Genomic DNA, 18,966 nt, shown 5'->3' on the forward strand with positions numbered 1-18,966 from the left:
GCAAGCGTCGCCTCAACCGACGCGGCCCGCGCCCACGACATTCGAATCATGGTTGCCCATGGATTCAGAAGCCCGCAACAAAAGCAACTGTAATGCTAGTCCTCAAGACCAGAGTGACGGCCGAGTCGGCGCCCTCCTGTCGCTCCGAAAAGAGCGCGCGACCGTTTGACATTATTAACGGCGTCCACCCCGCAGCACGCGTCACTGCTCGAATGCGACCGTGGTAGGTTCCGTCAAACGCGTTCGCTGTCGATCTAGCTGCGGGCGGCAGGGTTTCAAAATGTTCTCTCTACTTGCGCGGCCATGGCTTGATCTAAGCGGCAAGATAATCATTCATGCGCCCGGAGTCATCGATTGAAGAACGTCGTCGCGCAGATAGAAGTGGTGGAAGAGAGCCGCGGCTGTATGCACAGCGGCAATCCAGAGGATCGCGTTGCCGAGGGTGGTGTGTATTTCCATGATCAGCTGCCCCAGTCCATGCGCCTTCGCGATCAGGGGGGCGATGTCGAATCCGGGAAGGGTGACGGGAATCCCCTCCAGCCAAGTGCCGAGCACCGCGGTTGCCGGAATCCCGATGAGGAGCGCATAAAGCGCGAAGTGAACGAGCTTTGCGGCCGCAGCCATCCATGGCAGCATCGGCTGCTTCGCGGGCGTAGTCTCGATCAGGCGCCATAGCAGCCGCAGCACGACAACAATGAACAGGACGACCCCAAGCGCCTCATGAACCCTGCGGAGCCCGTCCGCGGCCGCGGAATAGAGCGAATAGCCGTCGCCGGTGCTGAGCACATAAGCGGCGAGAACTAGCATGACGGTCAGCCAATGCAGGACTTTGGCCCCGGCGCCGTGGCGAGAGGAATTGCTGCGCAAGCCGATCATCTCGCTCCGATCCCGCCACACGGTTGGTGAACTGTCGCGGCGTCTAGCCAGCGATTTGGGCGGTGGTAAGCCGGCCGGTTGCCCCGGCGATCAACTTTACCTCCGACCCATTGCCCAGGGGCCCAAAATGGGGCGTCTGAGCCCCCGGTGCCATTTAACCCAGACTGCAAGCGGGAGATGATCATCGCTAGGGCCGCCGAGATTGGGGGGAGGTCGTAAAAAAGAACCGCCGATTAGCTTCGTTCCGTCGTGCTCACAACTGGCGTGATAAGCGCACAGCGTAGTTGTCTTCGCTCCTGCATTGGCGGAAAGCATGTTCGCCGGATTGTCGGAGGACGGCCAGCGAACGCTGCCTTCTAATCTAAGCGCCCCTGCCATCCCGTTTTCCAATTACGCAGCGCCATGCGGCCAAACGCTCGGCCGGATGCTGGTTCATCCAGTCGGCGAGCTTCGGCGCGCCCATCAGGCAGGACTGCATCGAGACCTCGGCGAAGTCTGAGGTGGTGACAATTTGCTCGTGGCAATTTGCCGGAGAGGAAAGACTACAGAGCACGGCGATGATCTTGATCATGAGAACTCGCCCTCGTCACCGGGGGGGCCGCCCACTTCGTGACTTGTCAGTGCCTTGTCCTGCTGCTCCGGCGGGAAAATACCGTCGTGGATCGCGCGAGCCTCTCGAATTAGGCCAACTCGCTCGCGCTCAGATTTTGGGACAAACGCAATGACTTCGCCCATATTCGCTCCGAAAAGCTGCCTCGTGAACCAGCTTCGCTATGATATGATAATACTCATTTCATTCAGACCTACCATCTGAGCTCCAACTTTGAAGCCGTGCGCGGGCGGTTCAATAAAACTGCTCGTGACCGGGTCGCGCGCCGGACGTTCGAAAGATCGCTTCGATTTCTTCCGAAGACGAGCGATGAAGCAGTCCGTCAGGTAGTGCACGCCACTCACCTCAGTTGTTGGCAACCGATCGAGCCGATGCCGTTGGGTTGATCGAGACGCGAACGCTCTCATCCTGCGACTGGTAGTCGTCGGCAAGGGACTTGAGCCGGGCCGCAATCACTGAGTCAATCACCGCTTGAGCGGTGCGGAGCAAGTCGGCCCTGCTTCCAAATACACAGCGCCGCGTTGCGAGCTCCGGAGCGTCACGATGGGCCCGGTCGTTTCTCTGGCAGTTGGTTGAAGGCGATGGGGAGCCAGCTTACCCAATCGCGGTCACTTTCCCTGCGAGCTCTGAAGCGATCGACGCATTTCTTGGAACATAGCCCGGTTCGCCACGAATAGTGCCGGACGAGACCAAGCGTGCCGTCACAAACTGCACATCGCGCGGCTCTGCCAGACTTAGGAGTTTCGGAGCAATAGGGCATCGCAGTCTCCTTCTGGTTTTAGTACAGTTGTTCCTCGATCCTCTTTTTTCCTCATCGCACTTCATAAACTCGTGTGCGTTCGAACACATGCAGCCTAAGACCATCGGGGCCAGCAGCTCAATCGGACATAGGTAATCATCGGACACCAATAAGGGGGCACGGAACGATACGAAGGTTTATGGTGTTCGTCTTTGAGACGACGGCTCCACTTTGCTCGATTCACGCTGAAAAACTGCGGCGGCCGGAAGGAGGTTTCTTCGGCTCCCGATCTCAGTCAGGTGGACAGCGAGTTCGGTGGCGCGCTCTGCAACCCGTTGGTTTACAGTTCGACTGCGAGCTGGGCCACCAACCGGCTGCAGCGGCGCGTTCTATCCCGCTGGGCCCTCGCTTGTCAGCGGAGGAACGCACTCGATCGCCTAGAGGGTGGCGGGTCGCTCGAAGCATCCGAGCACGAAAAGAGTTTCTGGTCGGAAGCGCGCATGTGCTCGAGAATATCCTTGAGCACCTTGAACCGAGAGGATGCGGAACGTTGACCGAAATAACCGCTGAGCTCAGCGGAGCTCGTTCGTTACACACAGTTGTTGCCTATGCGGTTACGCTCGCGGCGAGTTCATTGGTCACTGTGGGACTTAGGGCCATTCCAGACGAAATCCTTCAATGATTTCTACCTTGCATGGCGTTGTTTTCACGTTTTTTCGGTGAAGGCAGTCGGTTTCCACGGCATCATGGTTCAAGACGCGCCGTAAGGCGGCGCTCCTCCGCGAGGGTCTTGTATTTCGGCGCCTTGGCTTTTCCTTGCAAAACAAGTGAGGAGCTCGGCTCAAGCGGGCGTCTCGAAGGATGCGCCGCAAGGAAGAATCTCTCTTCAGCCCCGCACGCGTCTCAGCATCTGCTCCACATGGGCGATCGGCGTCTCCGGCTGGATGCCGTGGCCGAGATTGAAGATGAAGCGGCCTTGCGCAAAAGTCGCCATCACATTGTCGACCGCGCGGTCGAGCGCTGTGCCGCCCGTGATCAGCACCAGCGGATCGAGAGTGCCCTGCACGGCGACGCGTGATTGCACGCGCTCACGGATGAAGGCCGGCTCCGCGGTCCAGTCGATGCTGACGGCGTTGACGCCGGTGGCTTCGACGTAACTAGGCAATTGCGCGCCAGCGCCACGCGGGAAGCCGATGATCTTTGCGTCCGGCACCTTGGCGCGCACGCCTTCGATGATGCGCCGCGTCGGTTCGACCGACCAGCGCGCGAATTCGGCGGGTGGCAGCACGCCGGCCCAGGTGTCGAAGATCTGCAGCACATCGGCGCCTGCGGCGAGCTGCGCCAGCAGATACTCGATCGAATTGTCGACCAGCACGTCGATGATTTTCGCAAAGGCCTCCGGATGCCGGTAGGCCATCATCCGCGCCCGCGCCTGGTCGGGCGTGCCGTGGCCCGCGACCATATAGGTCGCGACCGTCCAAGGGGCGCCGCAGAAGCCGATCAGCGCGATCTCTGCCCCGAGCGCGCCGCGCACGATGCTGAGCGCCTCGAACACCGGCGCGAGCTTGCCGAAGTCGGCCTGCGTGGCGAGCGTTCCGACCTTCGCCGGATCATCCAGCGGCTCGAGCCGCGGACCCTCGCCGACCTCGAAGCGCACCGAGCGGCCGAGCGCATAGGGGATCACCAGAATGTCGGAGAAGATGATCGCCGCATCGAAGCCGAACCGGCGGATCGGTTGCAGCGTGACTTCGGCGGCCAGCTCCGGATTGAAGCAGAGATCGAGGAAGCCGCCGGCCTTGGCGCGGACCTCGCGATATTCCGGCAGGTAACGGCCGGCCTGCCGCATCATCCAGACCGGCGGGATCGCCTGTCGCTCGCCAGAGAGCACGTCGCTGAAAGGCTTGGTCGGAGACTGGGGCACGAACCGTCCTGTTGCAGATTGAGGTTCCTGATACACCGGCGAGGGCCCGAGCGGAAAAGGGGAACCAGCGGTGCGACTATGCCGGGCTTCAACTCGGCTCAGCTTGCCACGTTGAAGAGTAACTCCTTGGACCTTCCAGAACTTCCCTCGCCCGCTTCATGGAATGTCGTGGGTGGCTGGGTAAACGTCATCCACGCGCCTATGTAGCCGTTGCGGCCTCCAGAAAGACGTTAACTTCCAGTTATCCGCGCGCGAAGCTACATTGTAAGCGCCGGGCCCTGAACCCATCTCACGTTCATTAGGCTGGTGCGATAGCGTTCTCACCGCGCACCCGCGAGGTCAGCCGCATCAGAAGACCAGTAACCGCGATAACTACAAGGTAGACGATGAGCTGCATTTGCGTCGGTTGATCACTATAGCCGATCAGCGTGTGCAAGGCGCGGCCAGGAATGCTGGCTTCGGATAAGAACCAGCCCGAGTCCCACACGACGCTGTCGAGCGACGTTAGCCAGTTCGCCCGCTCCAGGAAGGCGACGGCCTGCGCCGCCATACCCGCCGCCAGGAGGGTGATCAAAACAGTCGTCGTTGCGAACAACGCGCGCGGTGGAATCCGCACCAGGCCCAAATAGGTCAGCAGGCAAACCGCGACCCCGAGCAAGAGGCCGAGGCAGCCGCCGAAGGTAAGGCCCAGGGCCGAGCCGCCTTCGGAGGTCCCGACCCCATAGAGAAACAGCGCGACCTCGCTGCCTTCGCGCAGCACCGCGACGCCGACCACAACCGCCAGTGCCCCTAGCGGCTTGCTGCCCTCGGCCACCGCGTGGCCGACCGCGCGCATTTCGAGGGCAATCTCGCGGCCATGGCTCGCCATCCACACATTGTGCCAAGTCAGCATCAAGACGGCGATTCCGAGGATGGCGGCGTTGAACAGTTCCTGTCCCATGCCTGCGAACAGCTGCGATAAGCCGCCGGCAAATGCCGCGACAGACAAGCTCCCCCGATTCCCGCTAGCACGCCGCCGACAATCCAGCGACCGCGGTGGACGACATTACGCGTGACCGCAAGCACGATGCCGACGATGAGGCCAGCCTCGAAAACCTCGCGGAAAACGATTATGAGCGCGGCGAGCACGAGACGTGGGCCTATTCGACGACAAGAACGCCACGCGCGCTCTCGTTAAAATCGTCGTAGAACTCATAGCGTCCTGGCTTCAGAGGGCGGACGTTGATAACACCTTGGCTTTTGGCGGCTACGACCTTTTCCACTCTTAGTGAGGTGCTTTCAAACTCCATCGCCTTGCCCTCGAGATTCCTGATCCGGAACAGGACAGGCTTGTCTGCTGGGGCACGCACCTCGCGGGGCTGAAACTGCCCGTTGGAGTAGGAGATCTGGATTTCGGTCGCCTGCTGCGCCGATGCTGTAGAGAACGGCAGCATAGCCGTACAGAGCGTTGCGAAGACCAGCTTCCTGCTAATGGTCAAAACGTACATTCTGAGCCCTGGATTTGAGGGAATTAGAACTCGACGGCGAATTTGAGTTTGGCGCGATTCCGCTGGAATTCGGCAAGATTGAGCGAGAACGGACTGCTGACTTCGCGACCCCATACTTGCGTATTCCACGCCGCTGTCATGAACATCTTTGGCGTAAACCGCACGAAGAGCGTCGGACCGAGCATCACGGCATCACCCGTAAAGGCCGAGAGCGCGAAGTCGTCATAATGACGCAGATACCAGACTTCCGCTCCGATGAGGACGTTCGGCGTGAGGCGGAACGACAGCGCGGCGGAGCCGCCGAGCTTCGTTTCCCGGATGGTCTCGTCAAGCAGGGTGTGGGTGTATTCAGGCTCATACAGGAGATTGAAGCCGGCGAAGAGCCGGTTTCTGACCAGCTCGAGGTCAGCATTGAGAGTGGTCTCGAATTCGTAGTTGTGAACCCGCTCACCACTTGTCTCATCGACTAGCCGAACCGTCGGTTCGAATGCAAGCGTCACCGACAGCGGGTTGTTCGACGTCCGCTCAAGCGCAAGGTAGCGGAATTCACCAAACCCGCCGCTGAACGTAACTTGGCGACGGTCGTCGAGATCAGTAGCATTCCGGATGTCATGGGTCGATCCAAGCGCCCCAAATTCGATTTGCACGAATTGAGACGGGGTGAATTCGAACTCGTACTTCGTCTCCGTCGCACTGTAGCGTCCGCCGCGCTTGCCAAACCGGCCGATCGTGTCGGTCGTGAACTCCTTTTCGCCTTCAATCCCGATACCTGAGCCGGTGGTAAATCCGAAAATGTATTTTGTCTCGATCTCGCGCCATGAGCTTGCATCCGAGCTGGCGGGGCCGCCAGCGCGCGCAAATCCGCTGAGACCAATCAGCACAATGAACGCGCCCATTAGCGCGCTCGAATGCCGTACACGTCCAATTGTTTGGCGCATTCCGTCGGCCCTAGCCTATTCGGCTGCATTGATTAGCGGATTACAGCACTCGATCGAAAGAGATTCCCGTCCCGCTAATTTGGAATGCTTCAAAAGCGGGCGTCAACACGCTAAGCCGGTGTGCGATGGATAAGAAAGGTTCCGGCCAAGCATGGAGTTCCGCGCGACGAATGAGAAATGACGTCACGCCATGAAGTTGATAACCCCGCGTTATGATGCCCGTAGGCACCTGAACTCCGCTCCGCGGTTGCCTATGCGAACCGGCGCAGTCCCACTGCATCGTCCTCTGCTATTCCGACAATTGGCGGCTACGGCTTTTTCTCGGGTGTTTGGCGACGCTGCCACGAATATGCAAGACACCAGCGGCGCGACCGACTTGTCGGTCCCCCGTGTGTACTTTTCAGCCAGCGGGATTCTTGCAGACGACCAGGCGCATTAGCGCATTTCACCGCTCCGCGCGCTAGTTTGTTTGAACCGGGAGACCGCTGGCGCACTCGGCCGGCGCGGGTCGCGCGCGGCCTGTCGCCGGGCCGAGCGGGCGCACGGCCGCGGGCTCCGCGCGGCCGGTCCCCGCCCTAGGGGAACGTCAGGCCGAAAGCAGCCGGATCGAGCTGCTCGCCTTTGCGAGGGACCAAGAAGCGCTCCAGCCCACCCGGCACGAAGCTGAGCAGCAGGATGGCCTGATCGCCGACCACCTCTATTGTATGCGGCACACCGCGGGGAAGAGCCGCGTAGGCGCCCTGCCCCACCTCAATGCGGGCATCGCCGACTCGCGCGATCAGCTGCCCCTCCACAACGAAGAGCAGCTCGTCCTCGTGCGAGTGGGTGTGCAGCGGCGGCTCCTCCCCGGCCCGCACCGTCCACAGGACGGTGCCATATTCGCCTCCAGTCTGGCTGCTCTCCACCTTGATCTCGTGCGTTGAGCCTCCGCTCGACGTCACCGTCTCACCGCCGTGGGGCGGCGTAAGAACCGGCTGCTTCACTGCCATTTGTAGCCTCCTGATTGTGGACCCTTTGCTCGGGTCTCGGAGTGGCGACGTAAGTTGCCGCTCACACTCGTCAGCATGAGATTGCGCGCGGCGTTTGGGAAATGACGTCACGCCATGAAGTCGATAGCCGCGCGTTATAGTGGCCGGGAGCACGTGAACGTCTCTTCGCGGTCGCGGAGAGTTCCGTTTCAGGGATTGTGGATCCCCTGCGCACCCAGTTTGGTTTGCAAGATCCTCGAAGCCGCAAAGACCCGGCGAACGACACCGGACAAGCTGCGGGAGACCGGCCGAAAAAGCCCTGACACACGTGGCCTTGATCGGGCGAGGTGCGGGTTGAACTTGCAGGTGACGGTGTTGAAGATCTTGGTGAGCTACCCGGACAGGTTGGCGGTGGTGGCGGACCTCAACCGCATGTGGCGATCCTCGCCACCAGCGGCCGGAGTGGGCCGAGCGCACCAAGCGACTGGCCGCGCGGTGCCCGGACTGGACATCTTTTCGGACGGCCTCGTTGAGCGTCAAAATGGCGCGTAGAGGGTCACTGCCAAAGGGCGAGCCGTGCTCGAACGCATGGAGGCGCACCGAAGCCAAGACCCTGCGATTGAGAAGGACCCAACAGAAACGGCTGGCGCGCCGGTGCCTGCGTTGCCGCAGCCGATAGAGCGAGCGAAGCGCCGACGCGAACGTCGCCAGCGTCGCTGAGAAGCCCGTGAACGCGCGAGGGCGCATGCATCATAAACGTGGGGGCGGCGCTCAGATTGTCGATTCCGTCACACTCCGCTCAACCGTCAGTCGGCCGAGCGGCTATTTTTCCCAACTGTTCTGGGAAACGCATCCGTCTCTCCTCGTGGAATGCGCGATCCGTGGCCGGCTAACTCGCCCGAAATCCATTGTATCAGACGAACCTTGAGCAGTTCGTGACTAGAATCCCCTTGGAATGGGTCGCGGTCGTGATCTCGCTCCGGTCGGGCGTGGCGCCGAAGAGCTGGTCGCCGAGCCCGATGTGCCAGCTGGTCTGCTGACTGGGGTTATCGCTGTACTGATCCAGCCAAGGATCACGTTCAGCGAGGGCTAGTTCGTGCGCCTCTCGGTCCGTCAGCGCCTTGGGTCCGGCGCTCAGATTAGCCCAGCGGACCTCAAGTCCAGGGAGCGCCTTGAGCCGACGGAACGCTGGTGAGTCAAAGCAGGCGGCTGATAGCCCCGCTGGCCCATCAACGAAGTAGTAGCACGCGCCATCGGCATGGGCAGACCATCAAATTGGCGCCGACATGGATCAACAGGCGATCGGCGCTAATCCCACCGTCCGCCGCCCGCATGCGGCACCGCCACGAGCACAAGGAGACCTAAATGCAGTATTCGTCTTTCAACAGATCGGCGCTGCCGCGGCTCGATTGACTTGATCGGGATCAAGCAGCATTAGGGTGGGCATGTCAGACAATCCCGGGATCCACCGTTGATCTCGACAGCTGGCATGATCTTCGTCGCCTCATCTTCCGGAAACAGACTTCCACGGCGCTCCGCGCTCAGGACGGCAGGGGGCCACCAGGCTGTGAGCAGATGCGAGAGCTAGTGTCGCGGCGTTCGTCCGCGTATACGGTCGAAGCCCTGCTTGATCGCTGCGAAGCGGTCGTCGATGAACGATTCGTGCTCGGTATCCGTGAAAATGTAGGGCCAGTCGTTTTCGATGGCCTCGCGAACCAGTTCGCCCACATACAGCGGATCAATGCCGTGGTTGATCCGTTCCTGTAATGCTTTGATGAAGTTGGCGCGGGGTCCTTCTGTCGGCGGAGGGGGGCCGACAGCCAAAGCAAATCGCTGCGGCACGTTGCGCCGAGAGTTCATGATCTGCGTGCGGATGACGCCCGGACACAGAACGGAGACCCCAATCTTCCTCGGCGCGAGCACGTTACGCATCCCCTCGGACAGTGCCACCACTCCATATTTGCTCACATCGTACGCCAAACTTGGTCCCGCAATCAGCCCGGCGACGGAGGCCGTGGAAACAACCTGTCCTCCTTCGCCGTGCGCTTCGATCAGCGGACCGAAAATCTCGAAGCCCCAGATCACCGACATCAGGTTGACGCCGAGGACCCAGTTCCAGCCTGCATCAGTCCACTCACCATAGGTGCCGCCGCCGCCCACGCCCGCATTGTTGACCAATATGTGGATTCTGCCGTACCGCGCGACGGTCGCGTCCGCTGCCGCCTGAAGTTCGCCTTTGAGCGAGACGTCGGCGTTCACGCCGTCGACATCGACGTCGGTCCGTGTCTTCAGGTCCGCGACCGCTTTTTTCAACGCCTCTTGTTCGATATCGCAGAGCATAACCTTCACCCCGGCCTGTGACAGCGCGGTCGCGATCCCCAGTCCGATCCCCGAGGCAGCGCCTGTCACGAATGCGGTCTGTCCAGCCAAGTCTCTCATGCGCTTTCCACCTTGCTTTCGCTCAACAAATTCACCCGCCAGGCCGCGCCGCAGAGTGGCACAATGAACGCGGCGTGTTCTAATGTTCCGCGCCCCGCGCCAAGCCTAGAAATAACCGGTCGCGAGTTTCAAACTAGCACATTGGAAACCACTGGATAACGAGGGTCAGGGTCGGCTTTTGGAAGCGCTGGCTCCACAATAACCATAGACACATTCATTGGTTCATAGGGAGAGAAGCGAGACGTCCTTCGGCGCACGACGATTGGCGGCGTTTTCGACCGCCATATAATGCTTGCTGCCAACGGAGGTAGCGTATTTGCCAGAAGAAATACGATGCCGGCGCAACCGACACCGAAATCAAGATCGGCAACATCACCTCTACAGCGGCGTCGGCTTACGGCACTACAGGCAAGACCGAGGCCGCCTACTTTCGCGAGATCAACTGCGAAGGCGGCATCAACGGCCGCAAAATCAACTTCATTTCCTATGACGACGGTTACAGTCCACTAAAAGCGGTCGAGCGGGCGCGCAGACTGGTTGAGAGCGAAGAAGTTTTCCTCATCTTCGGTTCGCTTGGCACGCCGTCCAATACCGCCACACAGGAATACGTGAACGCGAAAAAGGTGCCGCAACTGTTCGTGCAGACCGGCGCGACCAAATGGAGTGATCCGCAGAACTTCCCGTGCACTATAGGTTATCGCCCAACTATCAAAACGAGGCGCGGATCTAGGCGAGGTATATTTTGAGGGAAAAGCCGAACGCCAAGTCGCCGTTCTCTACCAGAACGACGACCACGGCAAGGATTACCTCAAACGCCTGAAGGATGGCCTCGGCGCCAAGGCTGCGTCGATGATCGTTGCCGAAGACGCCTATGAGGTGGCCGAGCCGACCATCGACTCGCACGCGGTCAAGATGAAGTCGCTCAATGCCGACGTATTCGTTGACATCGCCACGCCAAAGTTCACGGCGCAAGCCATCAGGAAGGCGGCTGAGATCAGCTGCGTTGGAACTCCTGGGGCTCTGCGACGCACTCGCCTCTGCTGAGGCCAGTGCGCACGCCGGGTCGGAAGGACTTCCTTTCCAAGGTCGGTGAGCTGCGTCAGCTGGCGCTCGCGGTACAGCAACGGGTCGCCGAGTTCCAGCTCGCGCCGGGCAAATCGCTCGTTATCGTGCTAAACGAACAAGGATCTGCGTCCGCCCTACCCGGCAAGACAAAGGGAAGGCTGGCATTTCTCTGGTGATGGAGTACGGTTTCTCGAGGCGGAGAGAGGCCGCGCGTGTCGCGCGCGAAGAGCTTGATCAGCCTACTTCAAGCCGAAGCCCCCACGGCGGAGTTTGACGGATGGTGCAGGAGTCGCTGAACGTCACGTACTCGGACGGCGGCTCTGAGGTGTTGTGGGAGGACGGCGAGCGCGTGTTCAGTCGCGGCTGGCGACTGGACGACAACGGCAACCGGCTCGCCGTGCTACTTGTTGCGCCTGCCGCCGACCACCCGGCCCGGGCGAGACTCGATCGCCTCACGCACGAATACGAGCTGAAAGATGAACTCGACGGGGCATGGGCGGCGCGGCCGCTCGCCCTCATGCGCGACGCCGGTCGGACCGTACTGGTGCTCGATGATCTCGGTGGTGGGGAGCCGCTCGATCGTTTGCTCGGGGGGCCCATGGAGGTAGGACGCTTCTTGCGCCTTGCTATCGCTGTTACCTCTGCTCTGGACAAGGTTCATCAGCGCGGGCTCATCCACAAAGACATCAAGCCAGCTAATATTGTAGTGGACTGCGCGGATCAACACGTGCGGCTGACTGGGTTTGGCATCGCATCGCGCCTGTCCCGCGAGCGGCAGGCGCCCGAGCCGCCCGAGACCATCGCAGGTACGCTTGCCTACATGGCACCCGAACAAACCGGGCGGATGAACCGCTCGATCGACGCCCGCAGCGATCTCTACGCCCTCGGCGTCACGCTGTACCAGATGCTCACGGGCGTTCTGCCCTTCACGGCGGCTGATCCGATGGAATGGGTGCACTGCCATATTGCCAGAAAACCAGTGCCGCCAGGGGAACGGCTAGAGGGTGTCCCAGCGCCCGTCTCGGCGATCATTATGAAGCTGCTCGCCAAGACTCCCGAGGATCGTTACCAAACCGCCGGCGGTGTCGAGCGCGATCTGCGACGCTGCCTGGCGGAATGGGAAGCGCTCCGCCGTATCGATGACTTTCCGCTCGGCCTGCTCGACACGCCGAACCGGCTGCTCATCCCCGAAAAGCTGTACGGACGAGATCGTGAGATCGCCACGTTGCTTTCCTGCTTCGATCGCATCATCAAGACCGGTGTACCAGAGTTGGTGCTGGTCTCCGGATATTCCGGTATCGGCAAGTCCTCTGTCGTCAATGAGCTGCACAAGGTGCTCGTACCGCCCCGCGGCCTTTTTGCCTCGGGTAAGTTCGACCAATACAAACGCGACATCCCGTATACCACGTTCGCGCAGGCCTTCGGCAGCCTTGTCCGCCCGCTTCTCGGCAAGGAGGAAGAGGAGCTGAGCATCTGGCGCGATGCCTTTCGCCAAGCGTTGGGGCCAAACGCGGAGCTTATCATCGATCTTGTCCCGGAATTGAAACTAATCATCGGAGAACAGCCTCCGGTTCCTGTGCTTCCGCCATTGGATGCGCAACGCCGATTCCAATTGGTATTCGGGCGATTCATCGCCGTATTCGCCCGGCCAGAGCACCCGCTTACGCTGTTCCTCGACGATTTGCAGTGGCTCGATGCAGCAACGCTCGATTTGCTCGAATATCTTCTGAGCCGGCAGGACCTGCAGTACATGATGTTGATCTGCGCCTACCGAGACAACGAAGTGGACTCCGCCCATCCTCTGACGCGCAGGCTCGAATCAATCCGCAAAGCTGGCGCGGTAGTGCAGGAGATCACCCTCGCGCCCCTGGCCTGTGAACACTTGGGACAATTGATTGCGGACTCCCTTCATTGCGAGCCGGAGCGCGCCACATCGTTGGCACAACTAGTTCACGAGAAGACTGCCGGCAATCCATTCTTCGCCAACCAGTTTATTTATGCGCTTGCCGAGGAGGCGTTACTGATCTTTGACCACTGCAACGCGCGATGGTCTTGGGATGTAAATCGCATTCGCGCAGAGGGTTACACTGATAACGTGGTGGACCTCATGGTCGGGAAGCTGACTCGGCTGCCCGTTCGAACTCAGAACGCATTGCAGCAGCTTGCCTGCCTAGGCAACAGCGCGGATTTCGCACTACTTACGAAGGTTTACGGAGGCTCGAAAGATGTAGTGCATCGAGATCTCCTGGAAGCGGTCCGAGTTGGGCTCGTTCTCCACTCCGAAAGCGCGTATAGCTTTCTGCATGATCGTGTCCAGGAAGCGGCTTATTCACTAATACCTGAAACGGCCCGCGCCGAAGCTCATATTCGAATCGGCCGCCTCCTCGCAGTCGGCACTCCGCCAACGCAGATCGAAGAGAAGATCTTCGACATCGTAAACCAGCTCAATCGTGGCTCTCATCTCATAGTGTCAGATCAGGAGCGTGAGCGGGTCGCAGAATTGAATCTAATTGCAGGTAGACGCGCGAAGATATCAACCGCGTATACTTCAGCGCTGTCGTATCTCGCCGTTGGGCGGGCGTTTTTGACCGAGCAGAGTTGGGACTACAACTACGAGCTCATCTTCGCCATCGAATGTCTCACAGCCGAGTGCGAATTACTGACCGCGAGTAAGGTGGCAGCCGAAACTCGACTATCGATGCTGGCGCGTCGGGCCAGAAGCGGCCCCGACACCGCCGCCGTCACACGTTTGCGGCTCACGCTTTATACCACTTTGGACCAGAGCGATCGCGGCCTCGAGATATGCCTTGAATACCTCCAGCGTGGAGGCATTGATTGGTCACTTCATCCGACTCGTATCGAAGTACAACGCGAATACGATCGAATCTGGTCCCAGCTTGGAAGTCGACAAATCGAGGAACTCGTCGACTTGCCTTTGATGAGCGATCCGGACTTACTCGCTACTCTAGATATATTAGCCGAGTTTCCGGCAATGCATATCGAGGAGAACTTATCTTCGCTCGTTGTTTGTCGAATGGTGAATCTGAGCCTCGAGTATGGCAACAGCGATGGGTCATGCTTCGCTTATGTATGGTTCGCCCAGATCGCTGGACCTCGCTTCAGCAACTATCAGGACGGTTTTCGTTTCGGCCGGCTTGGCTATGAACTGGTAGAAAAGCGCGGCTTGAATCGCTATCAAGCTCGAACGTACATGTCCTTTGGTAACATTGTCATGCCGTGGGCAAAACATGTCTTAGAGGGACGTGATCTGGTACGTCGCGCCTTTGCTACTGCTGATCGCACAGGGGACATCACATTTGCGGGTTATAGCTGTAATCACTTGATAACCAACTTTTTGGCAGCGGGAGACCCGCTTGCTGAGGTGCAGCGGGAAGCCGAGAGGGGTTTCGAGTATGCGCAGAAGGTTCGGTTCGGTTTCGTCATTGACAATCTCGCCATGCTGCTCGGATTTATTCGGACGCTTAGCGGACTGACTCCGACGTTTGGCTCCTTCAACCACGAGGGTTTCGATGAGCTTCGATTCGAGCGCCACCTAGCGAGTAATCCGGTCTTGAAGCTGCTCGAGTTTCGATATTGGGTTCGTAAGTTACAAGCACGGATCTTCGCTGCGGATTATGCTTCCGCCATGGATGCGTCATTGAGAGCGCAACAGCTACTTTGGACCTCACCATCACATTTCGAAACGGCTGAGTATTGCTTCTATAGTGCGCTCGGCCACGCGGCAGCATGGAATTCCGCATCGCCGGACGAGAAACAGGAACATTTTGAGGCTCTTGTGGCCTACCGCAATCAACTCGAAGTATGGGCGGCGCGCTGTGCGGAAAACTTCGAGAACCGCGCTGCCTTGGTCGGTGCCGAGATCGCCCGCATGGAGGGCCGCGTACTGAACGCTGAGGAGCTGTACGACAAGGCGATCCGCGAGGCCCGCAAACATGGGTTCGTGCACAACCAGGCCATTGCCAACGAGATTGCCGGGCGTTTCTACGCAGAGCGCGGTCAAGAGAAGATCGCTGCGACCTATTTGCGGGCCGCGCGGGCCTGCTACCTGCGCTGGGGAGCCGACGGAAAGGTTCGCCAACTCGAGGAACTGTATCCGCACCTCAAAGTGGACAAGGATTCCGCGGCGACGATAGTGACACCCTTCGAGCAACTCGATTTGGCTACCGTAATCAGAGTTTCGGAAGCGGTGTCAGGCGAGATCGTTTTCGAGAAGCTAATCAATACGCTCATGAGTGCGGCAATCGAACACGCGGGTGCCGATCGAGGTCTCTTGATTCTTCCGCGAGCCGATAACTATCAAATCGAAGCAGAGGCCATAGCCGGCAGTGACAACGTGACCGTCGTCCTGAAACAGGCGCGCGTCACGACCGCAGATCTACCGAGCTCGGTGTTTCACTACGTGCTTCGCACAAAAACAAGCGTTCTCCTGCACGACGCGTCCAGTCAGAACCCGTTTTCAGCGGACGACTATATTCGCGACCATCGCTCACGGTCAGTGCTCTGCCTGCCGATACTGAAACAGACCAGGTTGATTGGCCTGCTGTACTTGGAGAATACCCTTACGACTGCCGCATTTACTCCTACTCGAATGGCGGTGCTCACGCTGCTCGCGTCCCAGGCGGCTATCTCAATAGAGAACGCTAACCTGTACCGCGAGCTGGCCGAGCGGGAGGCGAGGATCCGACGGCTAGTGGATGCCAATATAATCGGCATCCTCTTCTGGGATATAGACGGCCGGATCATCGATGCTAACGAAGCGTTTCTCCGCATCACCGGATACGGCCGCGACGATGTTGTCTCCGGTCGGCTGCGCTGGCGGGATCTGACGCCCACCGAATGGCGCGATGCCGACGACCGACGAATGGCGGAGCTCGAGGCGACCGGAACGGCGCTACCCTACGAGAAGGAGTACTTCCGGAAAAGCGGCAGCCGCGTGCCGGTGCTGGTCGGGGCAGCGACGTTCGGCGGGCGGTCCGACCAGGGCGTGGCCTTCGTGGTAGACTTAACTGAGCGCAAGCGAGCAGAGCAGGAAATTCGCGAAAGCGAGCGGCGCTACGGCGAGGTGCAGATGGAGCTCGTGCACGCAAATCGAGTCGCGACACTGGGGCAGCTCTCGGCTTCGATTGCCCATGAAGTCAACCAGCCGATCGGGGCAACGCTCAACAATACTTCCGCTGCGTTGCACTGGCTGAGCAAAGAACCGGCAGATTTGGAGAAAGCGCGGCAGGCCCTCAACCGGATCTTTGCAAACGGCAATCGCGTCAGCGACGTCGTCGCTCGGATGCGCGCCCTTTTCAAAAAAGCACCTCTACGGAAAGAAGACGTGGACATTAACGCTGCAATTCTCGAGGTCATCACCCTGACCCGTGGCGAGATCGTGAAGAACGGCATTTCGGTCAAGTCGCAGCTCGCGGACGACTTGCCGCTTATTCGAGGGGATCGGGTTCAGCTGCAACAAGTGATCATGAACCTGATCATGAACGCCGTCGAAGCGTTGAGTGCGGTCAGCGAGGGGGCGCGAGAATTGGTGATCACTACTCATACCGGACAGCCCTCCGGCGTGCTCGTCGTGGTGCGGGATTCGGGTCCAGGTCTCAGTACAGAGGGTCTAGAGCGTATCTTTGACGCCTTCAACACCACAAAGCCTGGCGGCTTGGGCATGGGTCTGTCGATTTGCCGCACCATCATTGAAGCGCACGGAGGGGGACTCTGGGCCACCGCTGCCCAGCCGCAGGGCGCAAGTTTTCAATTCACGGTGCCCGAGCAGTCAAATGAGGCAGCGTAAATCGAACATCTGCAGCAGGCCAACACCTATGCGGGTTTCCCATGGCTTGAGATCGGCTGCGCCCGATGCAAAACGCCGAGTGATGTCCATCTGGCGGCAACGAGCACTCACCGACCACGTTCGTCCACGACCTCGCCGGTCGACTGCGCTGCCGCAAATGCGCCAAGGCGGGCCGGCAACCAGCGGCGACTCTGCTACAGCTGGCGGCGCAGCCGGGGCTATCCTCGGACCGAACCCTGACCAATGTGCTGGTGTGGACGGCCTCTCATCCCCACGGTTCTATGGCGCTGCCAGCGTCACAGCTAGATGAGAGGAAAGTCTGATGAATCTTCCTGTTCGCATCGGTATGGACACTTCCAAGTCGGTTTTCCAGCTTCATGGTGTTGATGAGAACGAGGTGGTGGTGGTCCGCCGCCAGTTCCGGCGAGCCGAGATGATCCGCTACTTCGAGCGGCTTCCACCGGTTCTCGTCGCCATCGAGTCCTGCGGCAGCTCGCATCATTGGGCGCGCCTGCTGCAGTCGTTCGGTCACGAGGTGAAGCTGATCCCACCTCAGTACGTGAAGGCTTACGTGAAGCGCGGCAAGAACGACGCGGCCGATGCCGAAGCGCTGTGCGAGGCGGTCACCCGGCCGAGTATGCGGTTTGTACCGGTCAAATCGAAGGAACGCCAAGCGGCCTGCATGTTAATGACTGTGCGGGAACGCCTGGTCAGCGTGAAGTCGCAGCTTTCCAATGCTTTCAGGAGCTATGCGGCTGAGTTTGGCATCGTCGGCCCCGCCGGTCGGCAGAATGTCGCGCAACTTATCAAGCGGGTGCTCGAGGATGATAGCTTACCGGAAATGGCAAAGGATCTCTTCCGACTCCAAGCAGAGGAATATGCCACGGTCGAAGCCCGCCTGGCAAAGATCGAAGCCAAGCTGATGAGGTGGCACCGCGACGATGATGTCAGCAGGCGGATCGCGACGATTCCCGGCGTCGGTCCGATTGGGTCGTCCATGCTAAGCATGAAGGCGCCGCCGCCGGAGACGTTCAGGTCAGGCCGCGACTTTGCCGCTTGGCTCGGACTGACACCCAAGGATCATTCGACGGGCGGCCGGCAAAGATATGGCGGAATCACAAAGGCCGGAGACTCAATGCTCCGATCGACGTTGATTGTCGGCGCGACCGCGCTGCTAAGGCACATTCGAAACGGCCGTCATAAGCCGACACCCTGGCTTGCATCGCTACTGGAGCGAAAGCCGCCGAAATTGGTGGCGGTGGCCTTGGCCAACAAGTTCGCCCGTATCGCTTGGCGATTGATGATATCGGGCGGAGTATACAACCGACCGGTAGCCGCCATGCCCGTCTGATCTGAAATCGGCACCGCGAGCGAGTTGCTCGGCGGATAGCCCACGAACTTGCAGGACGCAGTAGATGGAAGGACCGATCGGTCGATACGCGCGAGCTTCCGTAGATTACACTGGCATCATCAAGGTCGCCTATGTGCTTGGAGCGTGCGTAGCGAACACCATCTTGGCCAGCGGACTTTGTCCGCGCAAACAGGCCGGACATCTGATAGCAAGCGATCAGGTCAAAAGTCTGCTACCATCCTGACAAGTGGGGGGCCGTCCACATCTGCAATCTCTACTCGATCACCACGAACCAGGCCGCCATCAGCGCGCTATTCCGGGTTGTCAACCGCTACGTCGGCAATCTCGACCCGATGCCCGGCGTGGTTCCGGACTACAAGGCGCCGATCGTCCGGACCGGCGCCGAGGGGCGCGAACTTGTGACCGCGCGCTGAGAATGCCTCATCGCCGCAAGCGTTCATGGAAGCGACGAAAAAGCGCGGCGAGCCGCGCGAGATGGGCCCAAGTGAACCACCGCGCACGACTGATAAGGTTTGGCTACAAACCTTATCAGTCTCACGAAAAGCTTATCAGTCACAAAGTAGGCGCTAAGTTCCGTGAGCCTCAAGGTCTGCCCCTTGGTGTGAAGCAGACGAAGGGGAGGGTAGTGCCGATGGTCGCCTTCTGCCCCTGGCTGTTCTCTAATTCCGGGCGTGAGGTCAAGCTCTCCTTGAACATCCTTGCCGGGTCCATGGTTCTCTCCGCGGTAGGGGCGTGCCCTCCGCAT

General features: G+C 59.8%; 9 protein-coding genes and 5 pseudogenes. 6 read left to right on the top strand and 8 right to left on the bottom strand.

What is annotated here, in order from left to right:
• Window positions 1-333: 333 nt before the first annotated feature.
• The 7 genes and pseudogenes from IVB50_RS13905 to IVB50_RS13935 form a co-directional block, all read right to left on the bottom strand.
• Entirely contained in the window at window positions 334-876 is a 543-nt protein-coding gene (locus IVB50_RS13905) for a cytochrome b (RefSeq protein WP_247296068.1), read from the bottom strand.
• A 361-nt stretch (window positions 877-1,237) separates the two neighbouring features.
• Window positions 1,238-1,447 carry a hypothetical protein gene (locus tag IVB50_RS13910; protein WP_247296071.1) on the bottom strand — a complete coding sequence of 70 codons (210 nt, stop codon included), beginning with the start codon at window positions 1,445-1,447 and terminating at the stop codon, window positions 1,238-1,240.
• Between the two features lie 1,664 nt (window positions 1,448-3,111).
• Window positions 3,112-4,146, bottom strand: a complete 1,035-nt coding sequence (hemE, locus tag IVB50_RS13915; RefSeq protein ID WP_247296073.1) for a uroporphyrinogen decarboxylase — start codon at window positions 4,144-4,146, stop codon at window positions 3,112-3,114.
• Window positions 4,147-4,444: 298 nt separating this feature from the next.
• A pseudogene (locus tag IVB50_RS13920) lies at window positions 4,445-5,274 on the bottom strand (FTR1 family protein).
• Between the two features lie 11 nt (window positions 5,275-5,285).
• The gene (locus IVB50_RS13925) at window positions 5,286-5,633 is read right to left on the bottom strand and encodes a cupredoxin domain-containing protein (protein WP_247296075.1); all 348 of its coding nucleotides are present in this window, start codon (window positions 5,631-5,633) and stop codon (window positions 5,286-5,288) included.
• Between the two features lie 23 nt (window positions 5,634-5,656).
• The gene (locus IVB50_RS13930) at window positions 5,657-6,529 is read right to left on the bottom strand and encodes a hypothetical protein (RefSeq protein ID WP_247296077.1); all 873 of its coding nucleotides are present in this window, start codon (window positions 6,527-6,529) and stop codon (window positions 5,657-5,659) included.
• A gap of 617 nt (window positions 6,530-7,146) precedes the next feature.
• Complete coding sequence (locus IVB50_RS13935; protein ID WP_009859413.1) at window positions 7,147-7,560, bottom strand: cupin domain-containing protein; 414 nt, start codon at window positions 7,558-7,560, stop codon at window positions 7,147-7,149.
• Window positions 7,561-7,893: 333 nt separating this feature from the next.
• Between IVB50_RS13935 and IVB50_RS13940 the strand changes: the two are divergent.
• A pseudogene (locus tag IVB50_RS13940) lies at window positions 7,894-8,259 on the top strand (hypothetical protein).
• A gap of 864 nt (window positions 8,260-9,123) precedes the next feature.
• Here the strand turns inward: IVB50_RS13940 and IVB50_RS13945 are convergent.
• Window positions 9,124-9,978, bottom strand: a complete 855-nt coding sequence (locus IVB50_RS13945; protein ID WP_009859414.1) for an SDR family NAD(P)-dependent oxidoreductase — start codon at window positions 9,976-9,978, stop codon at window positions 9,124-9,126.
• Between the two features lie 288 nt (window positions 9,979-10,266).
• On the opposite strand from IVB50_RS13945, the pseudogene IVB50_RS13950 reads away from it, so the two are divergent.
• The 5 genes and pseudogenes from IVB50_RS13950 to IVB50_RS13970 all read left to right on the top strand — a co-directional run.
• A pseudogene (locus tag IVB50_RS13950) lies at window positions 10,267-10,974 on the top strand (ABC transporter substrate-binding protein); the annotation flags it as partial.
• A gap of 346 nt (window positions 10,975-11,320) precedes the next feature.
• Window positions 11,321-16,849 carry an ATP-binding sensor histidine kinase gene (locus IVB50_RS13955; protein WP_247296079.1) on the top strand — a complete coding sequence of 1,843 codons (5,529 nt, stop codon included), beginning with the start codon at window positions 11,321-11,323 and terminating at the stop codon, window positions 16,847-16,849.
• A 33-nt stretch (window positions 16,850-16,882) separates the two neighbouring features.
• A pseudogene (locus IVB50_RS13960) lies at window positions 16,883-17,064 on the top strand (hypothetical protein); the annotation flags it as partial.
• A gap of 107 nt (window positions 17,065-17,171) precedes the next feature.
• Entirely contained in the window at window positions 17,172-18,200 is a 1,029-nt protein-coding gene (locus IVB50_RS13965; RefSeq protein ID WP_247296081.1) for an IS110 family transposase, read from the top strand.
• A 263-nt stretch (window positions 18,201-18,463) separates the two neighbouring features.
• A pseudogene (locus IVB50_RS13970) lies at window positions 18,464-18,686 on the top strand (SOS response-associated peptidase); the annotation flags it as partial.
• Window positions 18,687-18,966: the final 280 nt, after the last annotated feature.

It is taken from the genome of Bradyrhizobium sp. 87, assembly GCF_023073015.1.
Taxonomy (GTDB): domain Bacteria; phylum Pseudomonadota; class Alphaproteobacteria; order Rhizobiales; family Xanthobacteraceae; genus Bradyrhizobium; species Bradyrhizobium canariense_D.